The 14,581-nt window shown below is 67.8% G+C and carries 13 protein-coding genes; 7 read left to right on the top strand and 6 right to left on the bottom strand.

Going from position 1 to position 14,581, the window contains the following annotated elements; genetic code table 11:
• Positions 1-199 precede the first annotated feature (199 nt).
• Complete coding sequence (locus tag CBM2594_RS14685) at positions 200-706, top strand: peroxiredoxin (RefSeq protein WP_116357469.1); 507 nt, start codon at positions 200-202, stop codon at positions 704-706.
• A gap of 153 nt (positions 707-859) precedes the next feature.
• Positions 860-1,777, top strand: coding sequence for a UDP-3-O-acyl-N-acetylglucosamine deacetylase (gene lpxC / locus CBM2594_RS14680; RefSeq protein WP_012353947.1), 918 nt, complete (start codon positions 860-862; stop codon positions 1,775-1,777).
• Between the two features lie 67 nt (positions 1,778-1,844).
• On the opposite strand, the gene CBM2594_RS14675 is transcribed toward lpxC, so the two are convergent.
• Complete coding sequence (locus CBM2594_RS14675) at positions 1,845-2,348, bottom strand: DciA family protein (RefSeq protein ID WP_116357468.1); 504 nt, start codon at positions 2,346-2,348, stop codon at positions 1,845-1,847.
• Positions 2,349-2,629: 281 nt separating this feature from the next.
• On the opposite strand from CBM2594_RS14675, the gene secA reads away from it, so the two are divergent.
• The 5 genes from secA (at position 2,630) to CBM2594_RS14650 (ending at position 10,440) form a co-directional block, all read left to right on the top strand.
• On the top strand, positions 2,630-5,407 hold the full coding sequence (gene secA, locus CBM2594_RS14670) for a preprotein translocase subunit SecA (RefSeq protein WP_116357467.1): 2,778 nt from the start codon (positions 2,630-2,632) through the stop codon (positions 5,405-5,407).
• Positions 5,408-5,548: 141 nt separating this feature from the next.
• Complete coding sequence (argJ, locus tag CBM2594_RS14665) at positions 5,549-6,775, top strand: bifunctional glutamate N-acetyltransferase/amino-acid acetyltransferase ArgJ (RefSeq protein WP_116357466.1); 1,227 nt, start codon at positions 5,549-5,551, stop codon at positions 6,773-6,775.
• A 174-nt stretch (positions 6,776-6,949) separates the two neighbouring features.
• Positions 6,950-7,864 carry an ATP-binding protein gene (locus CBM2594_RS14660; RefSeq protein WP_116357465.1) on the top strand — a complete coding sequence of 305 codons (915 nt, stop codon included), beginning with the start codon at positions 6,950-6,952 and terminating at the stop codon, positions 7,862-7,864.
• Positions 7,861-8,307, top strand: coding sequence for an NUDIX domain-containing protein (locus tag CBM2594_RS14655; protein WP_116357464.1), 447 nt, complete (start codon positions 7,861-7,863; stop codon positions 8,305-8,307). The genes CBM2594_RS14660 and CBM2594_RS14655 overlap by 4 nt, the downstream gene beginning before the upstream one ends.
• A 93-nt stretch (positions 8,308-8,400) precedes the next feature.
• Positions 8,401-10,440, top strand: coding sequence for an OPT family oligopeptide transporter (locus tag CBM2594_RS14650; RefSeq protein ID WP_116357463.1), 2,040 nt, complete (start codon positions 8,401-8,403; stop codon positions 10,438-10,440).
• Between the two features lie 27 nt (positions 10,441-10,467).
• Here the strand turns inward: CBM2594_RS14650 and CBM2594_RS14645 are convergent, their stop codons facing one another.
• From CBM2594_RS14645 to CBM2594_RS14625, 5 genes are all read right to left on the bottom strand, one after another.
• Complete coding sequence (locus CBM2594_RS14645; protein ID WP_116357462.1) at positions 10,468-10,656, bottom strand: DNA gyrase inhibitor YacG; 189 nt, start codon at positions 10,654-10,656, stop codon at positions 10,468-10,470.
• A gap of 17 nt (positions 10,657-10,673) precedes the next feature.
• The gene (gene zapD, locus CBM2594_RS14640; protein ID WP_116357461.1) at positions 10,674-11,432 is read right to left on the bottom strand and encodes a cell division protein ZapD; all 759 of its coding nucleotides are present in this window, start codon (positions 11,430-11,432) and stop codon (positions 10,674-10,676) included.
• Positions 11,433-11,641: 209 nt separating this feature from the next.
• Positions 11,642-12,268: a dephospho-CoA kinase gene (coaE, locus tag CBM2594_RS14635; RefSeq protein ID WP_116357460.1), complete on the bottom strand. Its 627-nt coding sequence runs from the start codon at positions 12,266-12,268 to the stop codon at positions 11,642-11,644.
• A gap of 74 nt (positions 12,269-12,342) precedes the next feature.
• Positions 12,343-13,254 carry a prepilin peptidase gene (locus CBM2594_RS14630; protein WP_116357459.1) on the bottom strand — a complete coding sequence of 304 codons (912 nt, stop codon included), beginning with the start codon at positions 13,252-13,254 and terminating at the stop codon, positions 12,343-12,345.
• A 3-nt stretch (positions 13,255-13,257) separates the two neighbouring features.
• Positions 13,258-14,529: a type II secretion system F family protein gene (locus CBM2594_RS14625; protein WP_116357458.1), complete on the bottom strand. Its 1,272-nt coding sequence runs from the start codon at positions 14,527-14,529 to the stop codon at positions 13,258-13,260.
• Positions 14,530-14,581: the final 52 nt, after the last annotated feature.

The following is a 14,581-nucleotide window of genomic DNA, read 5'->3' as shown; positions in this document are numbered from 1 at the left end:
GCCGGACGCCCGCGTCGCAAGGTGTATCGGAATCCGTCCGAATGTCACCGGATGTGATCCGGCTTTGGCAGCGCAGGCGGGGCGCCTATGATCGTTAGGTTGCCCTGCGGCAGCGCGCCACGGCAGTGCGCCACCATGGGCCCCGCATCCGTCCTATCCTTCATAGACCCGTTCAGACACCCAAGGAAAACAGAAAGCCATGATCACTGTCGGTTCCCGCGTCCCGGACGCCACGCTGCAGGAATTCTTCGAGACCGAAAGCAACGGCTGCGCGCTCGGCCCCAATGCCTTCAAGGTGGCGGACCTGGTCCGCGGCCGCAAGATCGTGGTGTTCGGGCTGCCCGGCGCGTTCACGCCGACGTGTTCGGCCAGGCATGTGCCGGGCTTCGTGCAGCACGCCGCGGCGCTGCGCGACGCGTGCGTGGACGAGGTCTGGTGCGTCTCGGTCAACGATGCGTTCGTGATGGGCGCGTGGGGGCGCGAGCAGCAGGTGTCCGGCAAGGTGCGCATGATGGCCGACGGCAGCGCCGAATGGATCCGCGCGCTGGGCCTGGACCAGGACCTGAGCGCGCGCGGCATGGGCGTGCGCGCCAAACGTTTCGCCATGGTGATTGACGATGGCGTGGTGACCCGGCTCGACGTCGAGGCGCCGGGCGAATTCCGCGTCAGCAGCGCCGAGGCCGTGCTGGCGGCGTTGCGTGGCTGACACAGTCATCCGGGTAAACGTGGATAATACGTAACTTGTGAAGGGAGTGTTAACAGCCGGAAACAAAACCCGGCTGCAGCGCCTCGGATGTGGTGGTAAAATCCCTTAATCAAAAAGATAACACGATAGATTTTAATAATTGTTGAGGCTGTCATGCTCAAACAGCGCACCATCAAATCCCTGGTAAAGACCGTTGGCATCGGCCTGCACTCCGGCCGCAAGGTCACGCTGACGCTGCGTCCGGCGCCGGCGGGTACCGGCATCGTCTTTACCCGCGTCGACCTGCCCGAGGCCGTCGAGATTCCCGTGGCCGCGTCGGCCATCGGCGATACGCGCCTGGCGTCGGTGCTGCAGAAGGATGGCGCGCGCGTCTCCACCGTCGAGCACCTGATGTCCGCGTGCGCCGGCCTGGGCATCGACAACCTCTATGTCGACGTCGACGCCGAGGAAATCCCGATCATGGACGGCAGCGCGGCGTCCTTCGTGTTCCTGCTGCAGTCGGCCGGCATCGAAGAGCAGAACGCGCCCAAGACCTTTATCCGCGTCAAGAAGCCGGTGGAAGTGCGCGAGGGCGACAAGCTGGCGCGGCTCGAGCCGTTCTTCGGCTTCAAGCTGTCGTTCACCATCGACTTCCGCCATCCGGCGGTCGACAAGACCGGCCAGACCTTCTCGATCGACTTCGCCGACACCAGCTATGTGCGCGAGATCGCCCGCGCCCGCACCTTCGGCTTCGCTCACGAGGTCGAGGCCCTGCGCGAGATGGGCCTGGCGCGCGGCGGCAGCCTGGACAACGCGATCGTGCTGGACGAGCACCGCATGCTGAACAACGAGGAACTGCGCTACGGCGACGAGTTCGTGCGCCACAAGATCCTCGATGCGATCGGCGACCTGTATGTGGTGGGCCATCCGCTGATCGGCGCCTATGTGGCCAACAAGTCCGGCCACGGCCTGAACAACCAGCTGCTGCGCGCGCTGCTGGCCGACCAGGAGGCCTACGAGCTGGTCACCTTCGACCGCGTCGAGGAAGCCCCGGCGGCGTTCCTGCCGCAGGCCCAGCCGGCCTTCGCCTGAGCCAGCCCGCCTGGAAAAAAGCCGACCCATGCAGGTCGGCTTTTTTGTTTTGGGCGCGGGTCGACGCTCAGCGGTGGTGGGCCAGCAGCGTATTGAGCGCGTCACGCAGCGGCGAATCCGGCAGGCTGCGCGCAAGCTGGTCGAGATTGGCCAGCCCGGTGGGCGTCATGCGGCCGCTGGTGCGCGGGCGTGCCACCGGCTCCACCTCCCAATCCGAATGGCGCTGCACCTCGGGCTGCACCCGCACGCGGATCGACGTGACCGGCGAGCCGCGCTGATGCAGGCGGCCGAGCAGCGTGGGCACGATCTGCCGCACCCGCGCCGCGGCCGCGCCATGCGCGGCCAGCAACAGCAGCACCTGGCCGTTGGGGTCGGACGGATCGCGCTTGATGCCGGCCACGGCCAGGCCCGCGCGCATGCCGGCGGGCAGCAGCGCCAGCACTTCGGCTTCCAGCACCGACAGCTGGCGCGCCGTCTGCAGCAGCCCCGAAACCGGGCCGGCCTTGGCCAGCCAGTCGTTGAGCGGCTTGGCGGCGGGGGTCTGCAGGGCGGGATGGGTGAAGCGGCGCATGCCTGCATTCTAGCAAGGGGCGGCGCATGCACGCGGGCAGTCCGGCCGGAAAACGGCGGCGTCCGGATGGAAGCCGGCACGGCCATCCCGGACCGCTTGCGGCAGGACCCGCGCCAGCGCTGCGCGCCATCGGCCGCGACCCCGGCCGCGACCCCGGCCGTGACCCCGGCACATGATAAACTCGGCGTTTTGCGCCAATCTATCCATTACCGCGCCCGGCCGCCGGAGCAGCCCGTCTTTGCTGGGGATGCCGCCCGGTTCCGCGCAGGTGAAAGCAATCGATGATCACGGGCCTTCTCAAGAAAGTCTTCGGCAGCCGCAATGAGCGGCTGATCAAGCAATACCGCCGCACGGTGGCGCAGATCAATGCGCTGGAGCCGAAGTACGAGCAGCTCTCCGACGACGAGCTGCGCGGCATGACCGAAGCCTTCCGGCAGCGCCACGCCGGTGGCGAATCGCTCGAGGCGCTGCTGCCCGAGGCTTTCGCCGTGTGCCGCGAGGCCAGCAAGCGCGTCATGAAGATGCGCCACTTCGACGTGCAGCTGATCGGCGGCATGGTGCTGAACGACAACAAGATCGCCGAAATGCGCACCGGCGAAGGCAAGACGCTGACCGCGACGCTGGCCGTGTACCTGAACGCCATCACCGGCAAGGGCGTGCACGTGGTGACCGTCAACGACTACCTGGCGCAGCGCGATGCCGAGTGGATGGGCCGGCTGTACAACTTCCTGGGCCTGTCGGTGGGCGTGAACCTGTCGCAGATGCCGCACGACGCCAAGCAGGCGGCGTACAACTCCGACATCACCTACGGCACCAACAACGAGTTCGGCTTCGACTACCTGCGCGACAACATGGTCTACGACCCGTCGCAGCGCGTGCAGCGCGAGCTGAACTACGCCATCGTCGACGAGGTGGACTCGATCCTGATCGACGAGGCCCGCACCCCGCTGATCATCTCCGGCCAGGCCGAGAACCAGACCGACCTGTACCAGCGCATGAACGGCATTCCCAAGCTGCTCGAGCGCCAGATCGGCGAAGAAAAGGCCGACGGCACCGGCGTCGAGAAGCCGGGCGACTACTATGTCGACGAGAAGGGCCACCAGGTCTACCTGACCGAGGCCGGCCACGAGAAGGCCGAAGAGATCCTGTCGCAGCTGGGCCTGATCGGCGAGGGCGAATCGCTGTACGCGCCGCAGAACATCACGCTGATGCACCACCTGTACGCCGCCCTGCGCGCGCACAGCCTGTTCCACCGCGACCAGCACTACGTGGTGCAGAACGACGAAGTCGTGATCGTCGACGAATTCACCGGCCGCCTGATGACCGGCCGCCGCTGGTCCGACGGCCTGCACCAGGCCGTCGAGGCCAAGGAAGGCGTCACCGTCCAGCAAGAGAACCAGACGCTGGCGACCATCACCTTCCAGAACTACTTCCGCATGTACAACAAGCTGGCCGGCATGACCGGCACGGCCGACACGGAAGCCTATGAATTCCAGGAGATCTACGGCCTGGAAGTGGTGGTGATCCCGACCAACCGCCCGACCCAGCGCAAGGACCTGCAGGACCAGATCTACAAGACCGGCAAGGAGCGCTACGACGCCGTGGTGCGCGATATCCGCGACTGCTACGAGCGCGGCCAGCCGGTGCTGGTGGGCACCACCTCGATCGAGACCTCGGAATACCTGTCGGGCCTGCTCGACCGCGAGCAGCTGCCGCACCAGGTGCTCAACGCCAAGCAGCACGAGCGCGAAGCCGAGATCGTGGCCCAGGCCGGCCGCCCCAAGATGATCACCATCGCCACCAACATGGCGGGCCGCGGCACCGACATCGTGCTGGGCGGCAATGTGGAGAAGCAGGCCGGCTTCATCGAGGCCGACCCCAGCCTGGCCGACTCTGACAAGGCCGCGCGCATCCAGCAGCTCAAGGATGAATGGCAGTCGCTGCACGAGCAGGTCAAGGCCGCCGGCGGCCTGCATATCGTCGGCACCGAGCGCCATGAATCGCGCCGCATCGACAACCAGCTGCGCGGCCGTGCCGGGCGCCAGGGCGACCCGGGCTCGTCGCGCTTCTACCTGTCGCTGGACGACCAGCTGCTGCGCATCTTCGCCGGCGACCGCGTGCGCGCCATCATGGAACGCCTGAAGATGCCCGAGGGCGAGCCGATCGAGGCCGGCATCGTCACGCGCTCGATCGAATCGGCGCAGCGCAAGGTGGAAGGCCGCAACTTCGACATCCGCAAGCAGCTGCTGCAGTACGACGACGTCGCCAACGACCAGCGCAAGGAAATCTACAAGCTGCGCAACGACGTGCTCGAGGCCAATGACGTCGGCGAGATGGTCACCAACCTGCGCGAGGGCGTGCTGATCGAGCTGTTCCGCGACCACGTGCCGGCCGACACCATGGAAGAGCAGTGGAACATCGCCGGCCTGGAAACGCGCCTGCGCGAGGACTGGGGCCTGGAAGTGCCGCTGGCGCAGACCATCGAGGGCGCGCAGAGCATCGAGGACGAGGAGCTGCTCAACCTGATCATGAAGGCCGCGGCCGAGCGCTACGACAGCAAGGTCGCCATGGTCGGCCGCGAGTCGTTCGCCGGCTTCGAGCGCTCGGTCATGCTGCAGAGCATCGACACGCACTGGCGCGAGCACCTGGCCGCGCTGGACCACCTGCGCCAGGGCATCCACCTGCGCGGCTACGCGCAGAAGGACCCCAAGCAGGAGTACAAGCGCGAGTCGTTCGAGCTGTTCGCGCGCCTGCTCGACGTGATCAAGAACGAAGTCACGCGCGTGACCTTCAACGTGCAGATCCAGTCGCCGGAAGAGTTGGAGCAGGCGTCCGAGCAGATCGAGGAAGGCCTGTCGCACCTGGAGAACGTGCAGTACAAGCACGACGAGTTCGCCGAAGGCCGCGAGCCGGTCGAGCAGGCGCCGTCGCCGCGCACCGGCACCGCCGTGGCCGCCGCCGAGCTGGCGCTCGCGGGCATGCCCAAGGTCGGCCGCAACGACCCGTGCCCGTGCGGCTCGGGCAAGAAGTTCAAGCAGTGCCACGGCAAGCTCAGCTGAACTGAGCCAGGCCGGGCACCCGGTATGACGCCGCTCCGCGAAGCACCGGAGCGGCGCAACAGGAATCGCACATGCCCGCCCTTCGCGGGCATGTTCGTCTGAGACAAGCAAGTCGCTAGCAGGAACATCGAGGAGTCCTACATGCCCGTCAATCTTCCGCTGCCGCAGGCAGAGAACCTGAAACCCGTCGCCGGCGTGGAGCTGGGCTGGGCCGAGGCCGGCATCCGCAAGCCCAACCGCAAGGACGTGCTGGTGGTGCGCGTGGCCGAAGGCAGCACGGTGGCCGGCGTCTTCACCAGCAACCGCTTCTGCGCCGCGCCGGTGCAGGTCTGCCGCGAGCATCTGGCCGCCGGAAAGGGCATCCGCGCGCTGGTGGTCAACACCGGCAATGCCAACGCCGGCACCGGCGAGCAGGGCCTGGCCAACGCCCGCGCCACCTGCGACGCGCTGGCCGCGCAGCTGGGCATCGATGCCGCGCAGGTGCTGCCGTTCTCGACCGGCGTGATTCTCGAGCAACTGCCGATGGAGCGCCTGCTGGCCGGGCTGCCCGCCGCCGTCGCCAACGCCAGCGCCGACAACTGGCTGGCCGCCGCGGAAGCGATCATGACCACCGACACGCAGCCCAAGGTCGCATCGCGCACGGTGCAGGTCGACGGCAAGACCGTGACGCTGTCGGGCATCAGCAAGGGCGCCGGCATGATCCGCCCCAATATGGCGACCATGCTCGGCTTCATCGCCATGGATGCCGCCGTGGCGCAGCCCGTGCTGCAGGCGCTGGTGACGCACGCCGCCGACCACTCCTTCAACAGCATCACCATCGACGGCGATACCTCGACCAACGATTCGTTCGTGCTGATCGCCTCGGGCAAGTCGGGCGCGGCGGTCGACCGTGCCGAAGGCGCGGCGTTTGAAGCGCTGCGCGATGCCGTGACGGGCCTGGCGCAAGAGCTGGCGCAGATGATCGTGCGCGATGGCGAAGGCGCGACCAAGCTGATGACCATCCGCGTCGAAGGCGGCAAGAACGTGGCCGAGTGCCGCCAGATCGCCTATGCGGTGGCGCATTCACCGCTGGTCAAGACCGCGTTCTATGCCTCGGACCCCAACCTGGGCCGCATCCTGGCCGCGGTGGGCTACGCCGGCGTGGACGATCTGGATGTCAACCGCGTCAACCTGTGGCTGGACGATGTCTGGGTCGCCCGCGACGGCGGCCGCAACCCCGCCTACCGCGAGGAAGACGGCCAGCGCGTGATGAAGCAGGCCGAGATCACCGTTCGCATCGCGCTCGGCCGCGGCAATGCCGAAGCCACCGTATGGACCTGCGACCTGTCGCACGACTACGTGTCGATCAACGCCGACTACCGCTCCTGAGCCCCGCCGCTTGCTTTGCTCCCCTCTCCCGCTTGCGGGAGAGGGGCCGGGGGAGAGGGCCGGCGTATCCACTAGCGCGATACCTCGCCAAGCCACCCCTCTCCCCAGGACTTTCCCATCGGGGAGAGAAAGCAAAAACCATCGGCACCATTCATTCCCTGACGCCCCGCTGCCATGTCTGACCTCGCCGCCCGCCTCGACAACTTCCTCGCCCGACTCGAACAATGGCTGCCGCCGCAACTGAGCGATGCGGACTGGCAGGAGGCGGTCGCGTTCCGCTGGCGCAAGCGCCAGAGCCTGTTCGGCAATATCGGCTACCTGCAGCCGGTACGCCAGCTGCCGCCGATCCACCTGGACGACCTGAAGAACATCGAGCGCCAGAAGGACGCCATCGTCGGCAATACGCGCCAGTTCGTGAACCGGCTGCCGGCCAACAACGTGCTGCTGACCGGCGCGCGCGGCACCGGCAAGTCGTCGCTGATCAAGGCCTGCCTCAATGCCTTCGTCCAGGACGGGCTGCGGCTGGTCGAGGTCGACAAGGACGACCTGGGCGACCTCGGCGATATCGTCGAACTGGTCTCGCAGCGGCCCGAGCGCTTCGTGATCTTCTGCGACGACCTGTCGTTCGAGGAAGGCGAATCGGGCTACAAGTCGCTCAAGTCGGCGCTGGACGGCTCGGTCGCGGCGCAGTCGGACAACGTGCTGATCTACGCCACCTCCAACCGCCGGCACCTGCTGCCGGAGTACATGAAGGACAACGAGAGCTACCGCCACACCGACGACGGCGAGATCCATCCCGGCGAAGTGGTGGAAGAGAAGATCTCGCTGTCGGAGCGCTTCGGGCTGTGGCTGTCGTTCTACCCGCCCAAGCAGGACGAGTACCTGACCATCGTCGGCCACTGGCTGCGGCATTTCGGCTGCACCGACGAGGACATCGCCGCCGCGCGCGGCGACGCGCTGGTGTGGGCGCTGGAGCGCGGCTCGCGCTCGGGCCGCGTGGCCTGGCAGTTCGCGCGCGACTGGGGCGGCAAGCACGGCAAGCCGTACCTGCCCGACGTGCCCAACGTGCCGGGCGGGGCCAAGGCATGAGCGCGTCCACGCAGAGCCCCGCACCCGCAGGCGGCAACCCGCCGCGCAAGGTCACCGAGGTCGCGGTCGGCGTGCTGGTGCAGCCCGACGGCCGCTTCCTGCTGGCGCAGCGCCCGGCCGGCAAGCCCTACGAGGGCTACTGGGAATTCCCCGGCGGCAAGCTGGAACCGGGCGAGTCGGTCGAGGCGGCGCTGGCGCGCGAGCTGCACGAAGAGCTGGGCCTTGATGTCACGCAATGCGAGCGCTGGCACATCCTGGAACATGACTACCCGCACGCCTATGTGCGGCTGCATTTCTGCAAGGTCACGGACTGGCAGGGCGAGCCCGTCGGCCGCGAAGGCCAGGCGTTCTCGTGGCAGGGCACGCCGGTGACGGTGGGGCCGCTGCTGCCGGCCACCATTCCCGTGGTGGCGTGGCTGGCCGAGGAAACGCGCAACGGCTGACCCTGCCGTCCGCGCCACTGACAAGCGGCCGCGGCGCCCGCTTGTGCGCCGCCCGGGGCCCGGCCGGCCCGGATCCACAGGAAAGGAACCTGCATGCTACGTGCCGATCGTATCGCCGACGACGTTACCCTGCCTGAACTGACCCTGCGCGGCATCATCCTCGGTGCGCTGATCACGGTCGTGTTCACCGCGTCGAACATCTACCTGGGCCTGAAGGTCGGCCTGACCTTCTCGTCGGCGATCCCGGCGGCCGTGATCTCGATGGCCGTGCTGCGGCTCTTTCCCGGCGCCAACATCCTGGAAAACAACATGGTGCAGACGCAGGCCTCGGCCGCGGGCACCCTGTCGTCGATCATCTTTATCCTGCCGGGCCTGGTGATGCTGGGCCACTGGCAGGGCTTCCCGTTCTGGCAGACGCTGGCGATCTGCGCGGCCGGCGGCATGCTGGGCGTGGTGTTCAGCATCCCGCTGCGCCATGCCATGGTGGTGCAGAGCGAGCTGCCCTACCCGGAGGGCGTGGCCGCGGCGGAAATCCTGCGCGTGGGCAGCGCCGCGCCGGCTGAAGCCGCACCGGGCCAGAAGCCGCAGGCGACCGGCCTGGCCGACCTGATGGCCGGGGGCCTGGTCGCGGGGCTGTTCAGCTTTGCCGCGAGCGGGCTGCGCGTGCTGGCCGAGGGCGCCAACTTCTGGCTGTCGGCGGGCGCCTCGGTGGTGCGGCTGTCGATGGGCTTCTCGCTGGCGCTGGTGGGAGCGGGCTACCTGGTCGGCATCGTCGGCGGGCTGGCGATGCTGCTCGGGCTGGTGCTGACCTGGGGCGTCGCGGTGCCGTGGCTGACCGCCGTCACGCCGCGCCCGGACGGCGCCACGCTGTCGGCGTTCGGCACCATGGTATGGAGCCAGCAGGCGCGCTTTATCGGCGCCGGCACCATCGGCATTGCCGCGATCTGGACGCTGCTGTCGCTGGCGAAGCCGATGCTTTACGGCATCCGCGCCTCGTTCGGCGCGCTGCAGGCAGGTCCGGCGGGGCAGGGCAGCGTGCCGCGCACGCAGCAGGACATGCCGGCGAAGTGGATCGGCCTGGTGATGCTGGCGCTGCTGGCGGTGCTGGTGACGGTGTTCGCCTGGTTCCTCGCGCCGGCGCCGCTCGATGGCGGCGCGCGCTGGCGCCTGGTGGTCTACGCGGTGGTGTTCGCCTTCATCTTCGGTTTCCTGGTGGCGGCGGCGTGCGGCTACATGGCCGGACTGGTGGGCTCGTCGGCCAGCCCGATTTCGGGCATCGGCATCATCGCGGTGATCCTGGTGTCGCTGCTGATCCTGCTGGCGGGGCAGGCCGACGGGCTGCTGGCCACGCCCGAGGGCGGCAAGTTTGCGATCGCGCTGGCGATCTTCACCACCTCGGCGGTGGTGGCGGTAGCCTCGATCGCCAATGACAACCTGCAGGACCTGAAGACCGGCTGGCTGGTGGGCGCCACGCCGTGGCGCCAGCAGGTGGCGCTGCTGATCGGCTGCGTGGTGGGCGCCGCGGTGATCCCGCCGGTGCTGGAGCTGCTCTACAGCGCCTACGGCTTCGCCGGCGCGCTGCCGCGTGCGGGCATGGACCCGAACCAGGCGCTGGCCGCGCCGCAGGCGACGCTGATGACCGCCATCGCCACCGGCATCTTCACCCACCAGCTCAACTGGACCATGATCCTGATCGGCATCGGGCTGGGCGTGGTGCTGATCGCCATCGACGAGATGCTGCGCCGCCGTGGCGGCGCGGCGCGCCTGCCGGTGCTGGCGGTGGGCATCGGCATCTACCTGCCGCCGACGATCAGCTCGGCGCTGGTGGTGGGGGCGGTGCTGTCGTGGCTGTTGCTGCGCGCCGAGCGCCGCCGCGCCAGCGCGCGCGGCGACGATGTGAAGCTGGCGCTGGAGCATGCCGAGCGGCGCGGCACGCTGCTGGCATCCGGGCTGATCGTCGGCGAAAGCCTGGTCGGCGTGATGCTGGCCGCGGTGATCGGCCTGTCGGGCAGCGATGCGCCGCTGGCGCTGGTGGGGGGCGGGTTTGAAGCCACCGCGCAGTGGCTGGGCCTGGCGGTGTTCGTGCTGGTGTGCGTGGGCTTTTACCGCCGCGTGCTGGCGGCGGCGCACTGAGGGCGAGGGCGCGTCAGTCGCGCGCCTTCAGTCGTCCTCGTCTTCTGACTGGTCGGCGGAGGTCTCGCCCGGCTTGCCGCCGATCACGTATTTCTCCGACGCCCAGGCGCCAAGATCGATCTGCTTGCAGCGTTCGGAACAGAACGGGCGGAATTTGTTGTCGGGCACCCAGGCCACCTCGGTGCCGCAGGTGGGGCATTTGACGACAGCAGGCATGGCGTTCAGCGCAGGCTTCAGAAATTGCAGAGTTTCAGCAGGAACGGGATATCGGCATCGACCGAGCGCGGGCGCAGGTCGCCGTCCTGCTGCGTGAAGCGCACCCACAGCATGTACTTGTTGGCGCTCATCTCGGGGATGAAGGCCAGCAGCGAATCGTCCAGGTACACCTGCATCAGCTGGTAGCTGCGGCCCGACAGCATCTGCTGGTAGCTGCCGCCGGTGGCGATCACCTTGCCGCTCTGGCCGGCTTCGCGCAGCAGCCGCAGCACGATGGTGGTGCCCATGCGCAGCGATACCAGCGGACGCGCCCATTTCAGGATATCGGCGCGGCGGTCCTCGGCGGGACGGTGCTGCCATGCATAGTAGGCGGGCAGGTCGAACTCGCAGGTGCCGCCAGGAATGATCGCGCGGCTGCGGATGCTGGTCAGCCACTCGTTGTCGGTCAGCAGCTGGCCGGCCTTGCCGACAGTCTGGTTGAGCAGCGCGATGCCCTGCTCGATCTCGCCGATCACCGAGTCGAGCGCGTCCTGGTCGATCTGCGGGTTGGCGCGCAGCGGCGCCAGCGCCTGGCGCTGGCGCTCCAGTTCCTTGATCAGGTCGGTCTTCAGGTCGGCGCGGCCGGCGACGTCGATGATCTCGAACAGCGTGGTCAGCGCGACATGATGCTGCTGGGCATGATCCTGGCCGAGGAAGTATTCCAGCCGATCGAACAGGTCCTCCAGGCGCAGGAGTGTCCTGATGCGTTCGTTGAAAGGGTATTCGTACAGAATCAAGTGCTGTGTCCGTGCAGGGCGTCGGGCGCTTCAGGGGCGGCCCGGTGCAGAATGAGGCCCGGGAAATACCGGAAAGGGCGATCTATGCGTGTGGGATAGCGGCACTATGCGGCGATTTCCCGGCATGTTCCAGCGCATTCTATGCGAGACAAGGTCCGAGGACAATGTCGCGCGCATGATGCAATGCGCCAGAGCGCCGGCCCGGCGCGTCATGAATGGACCGTGCCCGCGCCCGACAGTTCACGGTAGTAGCGGTCGAGCCGGTCGACCTGCGCCACCAGCGCCTGCACCGGCCCGTCGTTGTCGATGACGTCGTCGGCACATGCCAGGCGCGCGGCGCGCGTCGCCTGCCTGGCCATGATCGCCAGCACCTGTTCGCGGCTGAAGCCGTTGCGCGACATCACGCGCGCCACCTGCGTGGCTTCGCTGCAGTCGACCACCAGCACGCGGCCCACGCGCTCGCGCCACGAGCCCGATTCCACCAGCAGCGGCACCACGTAGATCAGGTAGGGATGCGCGCCGGCATCACGGATCGACTGCGCGCGTTCGGTGGTCAGCGCACGGATCAGCGGATGCGTGATGGCTTCGAGCCGCGCCTTTGCGGCGGCGTCGGCAAACACCAGCGCGCGCATCGCGTCACGGTCCATGGCACCGTCCGGGCGCAGGCAGGCGGGACCGAAGGCCTCGACCAGCGCCGGGATGGCGCGCCCGCCCGGGGCGGTGATCTCGTGCGCAAGCAGGTCGGTGTCGATGATCGCGGCGCCGCGCGCGGCGAACATGTCGGCCACGCGAGTCTTGCCGCTGCCGATGCCGCCGGTCAGTCCGATTTCCAGCATGTGAGGTTTGTGTCAGCCGTCGTTGCCGCAACGATACCAGCTTCGGCCGCGGTCCGATGCGGGCCGCGCGACCCTTACCAGGCAAACAGCGGCAGCACCCCGGGTCCGAACAGCAGCACCACCACGCCAGCCAGCGCAATGAAGGGCCCGAACGGGAACGGCGTGTCGCGCTGCTGGCGGCGCAGCGCGATATTGACCAGCCCGAACACCACCCCGGCCACCGACGACAGCAGCACCAGCGCCGGCAGCGCCTGCCAGCCGAACCAGGCACCGAGCGCCGCCATCAGCTTGAAGTCGCCAAAGCCCATGCCTTCCTTGCCGCGCAGCAGCCGGAACAGCCAGTAGGCAAGCCACAGCACCAGGTAGCCGGCGGCGGCGCCGATCACCGCGTCGGGCAGCGCCACGAACAGGCCGGCGACGTTCAGCAGCAGCCCGATCCACAGTAGCGGCAGCGTGATCTGGTCGGGCAGCAACTGCGTATCGGCATCGATCATGGTCAGCGCCAGCAGTCCCCACACCAGCACCAGCGCGGCCAGCGCCTGCGCGCCCGGGCCGAAGCGCCATGCCACCAGCGCGCTCAGCACGGCGCAGGCCAGTTCCACCAGCGGATAACGCACGCTGATCGGCGCCTTGCACGCCGAGCAGCGGCCGCGCAGCAACAGGTAGCTCAGCACCGGCACGTTTTCCCACGGGGCGATGGCATGGCCGCAATGCGGGCAGGCCGAGCGCGGCACCATCAGGTTGTAGCGGCCGGGGTAGGGCAGCGGGTCGCCGCGCAGCTCGGCGATATAGTTGGCCTCGTCGCGCTCCATCATGCGCGGCACGCGGTGGATCACCACGTTGAGGAAACTGCCGACCACCAGCCCCAGCAGCGCGGCGGCCGCCACCAGGAACACGGGCGGCAGCGCCGTCAGTGCGTGCAGCAGCGGGGCGGTTCCGGTTGCGGCTCCAGCTGGATAGGGAGATGCGGACCACGCAAACTGCATCGCTTACACCACCTGTCCCAGCTTGAAGATCGGCAGGTACATCGCCACCACCATGCCGCCGATCAGCACGCCCAGCACCACGATGATCAGCGGCTCGATCAGGCTGGAGATGGCGGCGACGGCATCGTCGACCTCGCGCTCGTAGAATTCCGCAACCTTCAGCAGCATGTTGTCCAGCGCGCCGGATTCTTCGCCGATCTGCGTCATCTGCAGCACCATGTTGTCGAACACATGGGTCGCCTGCATCGCGTTGGTCAGGCTGGTGCCGATGCGCACCGATTGCTCGATCTCGCGGGTGGCGTCGTAGTAGACCCAGTTGCCGGCCGCGCCCGCCACCGACTCCATCGATTCCACCAGCGGCGTGCCGGCCGCGAACATCGTCGCCAGCGTGCGGGTCCAGCGCGCGATCACGGCTTTGCGGAACAGGCTGCCGAAGATCGGCAGCTTCAGCAGCGCGCGGTCGGTGGCGCGCTGCACCTTTTCGGATTTCTTCAGCGCGCGCAGGTAGAAGCTGATGCCGGCCACCGGCGCGCCGATCACCAGGTACCAGTACTGGACAAAGAAGTCCGAGATCGCGATTACCAGCAGCGTCGGTGCCGGCAGGTTGGCGCCGAAGCTGGAGAACACGCCCTTGAACGCCGGGATCACGAACAGCATCAGGATCACCGTGACGGCAAAGGCGACGGTCAGCACGGCGATCGGGTAGATCATCGCGGACTTGATCTGCCCCTTCAGCGCGATGGTCTTCTCCATGTAGAGCGACAGGCGCTCCAGCAGCGAATCGAGGATGCCGCCCTGTTCGCCGGCATCGATCAGGTTGCAGTACAGCGTATCGAAGTACTTCGGATGGCGCCGGAACGCCGCGGCCATGCTGCTGCCGGCCTCGATGTCGAAGCGGATGTCGGACAGCAGCTGGGTGAAGTTGGGGTTCACGTGCCCGCGCGCGATGATGTCGATCGACTGCAGCAGCGGGATGCCGGCCTTGAGCATGGTCGACAGCTGCCTCGTGAAGTAGGCGATGTCCTTCTCGGTGATCTTGCGCCCGCGCGCGGCCTTGCGCTTCTTCAGCCTGACGATGGTCAGGCCCTGCTTGCGCAGGGTCGCGGTGACCTCGGCCTGGTTCTCGGCGCGCAACTCGCCGGTGAAGGTCTTGCCCTTGCGGTCCTTGCCTTCCCACTCGAAGATGTACTGGGTGGGGGCCTTGCGTCCCTTCCCTGATTTGGCCCGTGACGGTGCCGCCGTCCGGGCGCCCGCTGCTGGTGCGCGCGTCGCCATGGTATTGACCCCCGATGTAAATGACGCTTGTGGTGCGTCTTGTCTTTACGTT

It is taken from the genome of Cupriavidus taiwanensis (genome assembly GCF_900249755.1).
Lineage (GTDB): Bacteria > Pseudomonadota > Gammaproteobacteria > Burkholderiales > Burkholderiaceae > Cupriavidus > Cupriavidus taiwanensis_D.
The sequence above is the reverse complement of the archived record's forward strand: the minus strand, read 5'-3'. Positions and strand labels throughout refer to the sequence as shown.